This is a genomic window from Solimonas soli DSM 21787, assembly GCF_000474945.1.
Taxonomy (GTDB): domain Bacteria; phylum Pseudomonadota; class Gammaproteobacteria; order Nevskiales; family Nevskiaceae; genus Solimonas; species Solimonas soli.
In genome coordinates this window covers 1-4,785 of the sequence record NZ_AXDW01000036.1, presented here as the reverse complement: position 1 = coordinate 4,785, position 4,785 = coordinate 1, and the positions used below count along the sequence as shown (strand labels likewise).

General features: G+C 70.1%; 4 protein-coding genes. 3 read left to right on the top strand and 1 reads right to left on the bottom strand.

Annotation, left to right across the window (positions count from 1 at the left end):
* Window positions 1–108: 108 nt before the first annotated feature.
* Window positions 109–1,032, bottom strand: a complete 924-nt coding sequence (locus tag K344_RS0112020) for a branched-chain amino acid transaminase (RefSeq protein ID WP_028080876.1) — start codon at window positions 1,030–1,032, stop codon at window positions 109–111.
* Between the two features lie 107 nt (window positions 1,033–1,139).
* Between K344_RS0112020 and K344_RS0112015 the strand changes: the two genes are divergently transcribed.
* The 3 genes from K344_RS0112015 to K344_RS0112005 all read left to right on the top strand — a co-directional run bounded on the left by K344_RS0112015 (window position 1,140) and on the right by K344_RS0112005 (window position 4,211).
* Window positions 1,140–2,228: a glycosyltransferase family 9 protein gene (locus K344_RS0112015; protein WP_169729295.1), complete on the top strand. Its 1,089-nt coding sequence runs from the start codon at window positions 1,140–1,142 to the stop codon at window positions 2,226–2,228.
* Between the two features lie 17 nt (window positions 2,229–2,245).
* On the top strand, window positions 2,246–2,599 hold the full coding sequence (locus tag K344_RS0112010; protein WP_028080874.1) for a YciI family protein: 354 nt from the start codon (window positions 2,246–2,248) through the stop codon (window positions 2,597–2,599).
* A 115-nt stretch (window positions 2,600–2,714) separates the two neighbouring features.
* Window positions 2,715–4,211: an alanine/glycine:cation symporter family protein gene (locus K344_RS0112005; RefSeq protein ID WP_028080873.1), complete on the top strand. Its 1,497-nt coding sequence runs from the start codon at window positions 2,715–2,717 to the stop codon at window positions 4,209–4,211.
* The last annotated feature ends 574 nt before the right edge of the window (window positions 4,212–4,785 follow it).

Here is a 4,785-nt window from a genome sequence, read left to right as displayed (position 1 = left end):
CCCCTGGCCCCTCCCCCCGCAGGCGGGCGGAGGGGAACGGCGATGAAAGTACGGCGCACGGCTTCGAGCCTCTCCTCCCGCGGCGCGGTGGGGAAGCGCTGCGAAGCTTCAGATGTGCGCCAGCCATTCCGGGTAGCTGCCGCTGGTGCCGTTGACCAGCGCCAGATACGCGGCCTGCAGCCTGGCGGTGATCGGACCGCGGCGGCCTTCGCCGATCGGGCGATTGTCGATTTCGCGGATCGGCGTCACTTCGGCGGCGGTGCCGGTGAAGAAGGCCTCGTCGCTGATGTAGACCTCGTCGCGCGTGATGCGGCGCTCGACGACCTTGTAGCCGAGATCCTGCGCGAGCTGGATCACCGTGCGCCGCGTGATGCCGTCGAGCGCGCTGGTGACGTCCGGGGTGCTGATGACGCCGTTGCTGATGACGAAGATGTTCTCGGCGCTGCCTTCGGCGACGAAGCCTTCGGTGTCGAGCATCAGCGCCTCGTCGTAGCCGTCGCGCAGCACTTCGTTGAGCGCTATCGACGACACCAGGTAGTTGGCATTGGCCTTGGCGCGGCACAGCGAGGCATTGACATGCTGACGCTGGAAGGAGCTGGTCTTGATGCGGATGCCACGCTCCATGTTGTCCGCGCCGAGATACGCGCCCCAGGTCCAGGCGGCGACGATGACGTGCGTGTTGAGGCCGGTCGCGCGCAGGCCCATGCCTTCGCTGCCGTAGAACACCATCGGCCGGATGTAGGCCGACTCGAGCTTGTTGGCGCGCAGCACTTCCTTCTGCGCCTCGTTGAGCTGCTCGAGGCTCCACGGCATCTTCATGCCGAGGATCTTCGCCGAGTTCATCAGGCGCCGCGTGTGCTCGTCGAGACGGAAGATCGCCGTGCCCTTCGGCGTCTTGTACGCGCGCACGCCCTCGAAGCAGCCGACGCCGTAATGCAGCGTGTAGGTCAGCACATGGGTCTGGCAGTCGCGCCAGGGCTTGAGTTCGCCGTCGTACCAGATATAGCCGTCGCGGTCGGCAAAGGAAGTCATCGTGAGCCTGCCTCGGAAGGGTCGCTGAAAATCGAAGGCGCGCATTATAAGGGCTGCCGCCGGCACCTCGGATTCGACCCTTGCGCGCGCCGTCGCCGCGCCGCAGCATGCGCACCTCATCGCCCGCTTCGACCGTCGTGTCCGATCCCGCCCTCGTCCTGCCCGCCGCCGACGCCGATGCACCGCGCATCCTGATCGTGCGGCTGTCGGCGCTCGGCGACATCGTCTTCGCCAGCTCGATGCTCGACGCGTTGCGCCGGCGCTGGCCGCGCGCGCACATCGCCTGGCTCGCGCAGGGCGGCTTCGCCGGCATCCTCGACGGCGATCCGCGCGTCGATGAGCTGATCCGCGCGCCGGCCGAGGTGTTGCAGTCGCCGGCCGCCTTGTGGCGCCTGCGCCGCGAACTGCGCGCGCGGCGCTTCGACTGGACCTTCGAGGTGCAGGGCCTGTTCAAGTCGCGGCTCGTCGCCTGGCTGGCCGGCGGCACGCGCGTCGGCTTCCGCTCGAAGGAACCCGGCGCCTTCCTGATGCGGCATCTGCTCGACAAGGGCGGCGACATCGCCGACATCGCCTCCGAGTACCGCTATTTCGCGGCACGCGTCAGCGGCCTGCGCGCCGGCCCGCCGCATCTCGTCGTCGGCGACGCCAGGCGCGCGGCGGTCGCCGCCCGGCGCGCCGAACTCGGCATCGCCGACGGCTTCGTCGCCCTGTGTCCGTTCACCACGCGGCCGCAGAAGCACTGGATCGAGGACCACTGGCCGCAGCTGGTGCAGCGTCTGCACGACGCCGGGGTCGGCCCTTGCGTGCTGTTCGGCGGACCGGGCGACGCCGAAGCCGCCGCGCGCATCGCCGCGGCGACGCCGGTGCCGCTGATCGATCTGACCGGCCAGACGCGCTTCGCCGAGCTGCCGGCCTGGCTCGCGCAGGCACGGCTGGTGATCGGCGTCGACACCGGGCTCACGCACATCGGCATCGCCGTGCGCACGCCGACCATCGCCCTGTTCGGCTCGACCTGTCCGTACACGAAGGGCGCCGAGTCGCCGCTGCTGGTGATGTACGATGCCCTGCCTTGCGCCCCCTGCCGTCGCAGGCCGACCTGCGAAGGCCGCTACGACTGCATGCGCGGCCTGACGCCGCAGCGCGTCGCCACCGCCGCGCGACAGCTGCTCGGCGTCGCGCCGCCGGCCGCGCCCTGATCACACGAGGAGATGCCATGTCGTACCTGCTGCTCATCGTCGAGCCGCGCGGCCAGCGCGAAGCACGCAGCCCGCAGGAAGGCGAGGATGCCTACGCGCAGATGGTGCGCTGGGGCGAGAGCCTGAAGGCGCGCGGCGTGCTGCAGGCCAGCGAATCGCTGCGCTCGGACCGCGACGGCCAGCGCGTGCAGGTGCGCGCCGGCAAGGCCGTGGTGCGCGACGGCCCGTTCGCCGAGGCCAAGGAAATGGTCGGCGGCTTCTTCCTGCTGAGCTGCGCGAGCCGCGCCGAAGCGCTGGCGATCGCCGAGAGTTGCCCGGCCGCGGCCTGGGCGACGGTCGAGGTGCGCGAGATCGCGCCCTGCTACGCCTGAGCCGCCGTTCTCATCCGCCGCGCCGTCGCCCGGCGCCGGACCGTCCCGATTCTTGCTTGCCGAACGCCATGACCCTCGGCGGCGCCGACGCGCCGCGTCACCGGAGACTTCGATCGTGGATGCCCTCATTGGCGCAATCGACAACCTCATCTGGAGCCGCGCGCTCATTGCGCTCTGTCTCGGCGCCGGACTCTATTTCTCGATCCGCACGCGCTTCATGCAGCTGCGCGGCCTGCCTGAGATGCTGCGCCTGACGGTCAAGGGCCAGAGCTCAGAGGCCGGCGTGTCGTCCTTCCAGGCACTGGCGATGTCGCTGTCGGGGCGCATCGGCATCGGCAACATCGCCGGCGTCGCCACCGCGATCGCGGTCGGCGGCCCCGGCTCGATCTTCTGGATGTGGGTCATGGGCTTTCTCGGCGCCTCGACCTCTTACATCGAATCGACGCTGGCGCAGATCTACAAGGTCAAGGACGCCGACGGCCGCTACCGCGGCGGCCCCGCCTACTACATCGAGAAGGCCATGGGCCTGAAGTGGTACGCGATGACCTTCGCGATCGCCACCATCGTCGCCACCGGCTTCCTGATGCCCGGCGTGCAGGCCAACGCGATCGCCGACAGCGCCGCCAATGTCTGCGCCGGCGGCCCGCTGTGCGGCGCCATGGACGGCCAGTGGCTCGGCCTGCCGGCGCGCGACACCTTCAAGCTCGGCGTCGGCATCGTCGTGTCGATCCTGCTGGCGGTGATCATCTTCGGCGGCGTGAAGCGCATCGCCACCTTCGCCGAAATCATCGTGCCGTTCATGGCCGGCGGTTTCATCCTGATGGCGATCACCGTGATGCTGCTCAACGCCGGCCGCGTACCGGAGATGTTCTCGATCATCTTCCGCAGCGCCTTCGGCGCCCATGCGGCCTTCGGCGCGATGTTCGGCCTCGCCGTCGAATGGGGCGTCAAGCGCGGCGTGTACGCCAACGAAGCCGGCCAGGGCACCGGCCCGCACGCGGCGGCGGCGGCGGAAGTCTCGCACCCCGCCAAGCAGGGCTACGTGCAGGCCTTCGCCATCTACTTCGACACCATGCTGGTCTGCACCTCGACCGCCTTCCTGATCCTCGCCACCGGCAAGTACAACGTGCACGCGCCGGGCGGCGGCGCGGCGCTGTACGAAGGCGTGCCGGGCATCGAGGAAGGCCCGGGCTTCGCGCAGGCGGCGGTGGAATCGGTACTGCCCGGCTGGGGTTCGGGCTTCGTCGCGCTGGCGCTGTTCTTCTTCGCCTTCACCACCATCATGGCCTACTACTACATGGCCGAAACCAATCTCTCCTACGTCAACGGCGACCGCCATCGGCCGCTGCCGGTGCTGCTGCTGCGCATCGGCATCGTCGCCATGGTGATCTTCGGCGCTTTCCGCAACGCACAGCAGGCCTGGGCGCTCGGCGACATCGGCGTCGGCCTGATGGCCTGGCTCAACGTCATCGCCATCCTCATCCTGCAGAAGCCGGCACTCATCGCGCTGAAGGACTACGAGGCGCAGAAGAAGGCCGGCCGCGCCGAGCCGGTGTTCGATGCCGAGGCCGCGGGGATTGCGAATACGACCTTGTGGAAGCGAAAGCCGTAGGCGCGGCTTCGAGCGCCCTTCTTCCGCCGGGAGGCGAGGCTTGGTGAGGAGGGCACGCTCACCGCGGTGCCCGATCCGGCGCCCACCTCCCCTGGCCCCTCCCCCCGCAGGCGGGCGGAGGGGAAGCGGTGATGACAGTGCGGCGCACGGCTTCGAGCCCTCTCCTCCCACGGGGAGGAGAGGGTCGGGTGAGGAGGGCATCGCTCGCCGCGGTGCCCGATCCGGCGCCCACCTCCCCCGGCCCCTCCCCCCGCAGGCGGGCGGAGGGGAAGCGGTGATGAAAGTGCGGCGCGGCTTCGAGCCCTCTCCTCCCGCCGGGAGGAGAGGCTTGGGTGAGGAGGGCATCGCTCGCCGCGGTGCCCGATCCGGCACCCACCTCCCCTGGCCCCTCCCCCCGCAGGCGGGCGGAGGGGAAGCGGTGATGACAGTGCGGCGCGCGGCTTCGAGCCCTCTCCTTCCACGGGGAGGAGAGGGTCGGGTGAGGAGGGCATCGCTCGCCGCGGTGCCCGATCCGGTACCCACCTCCCCTGGCCCCTCCCCCCGCAGGCGGGCGGAGGGGAAGCGGTGATGACAG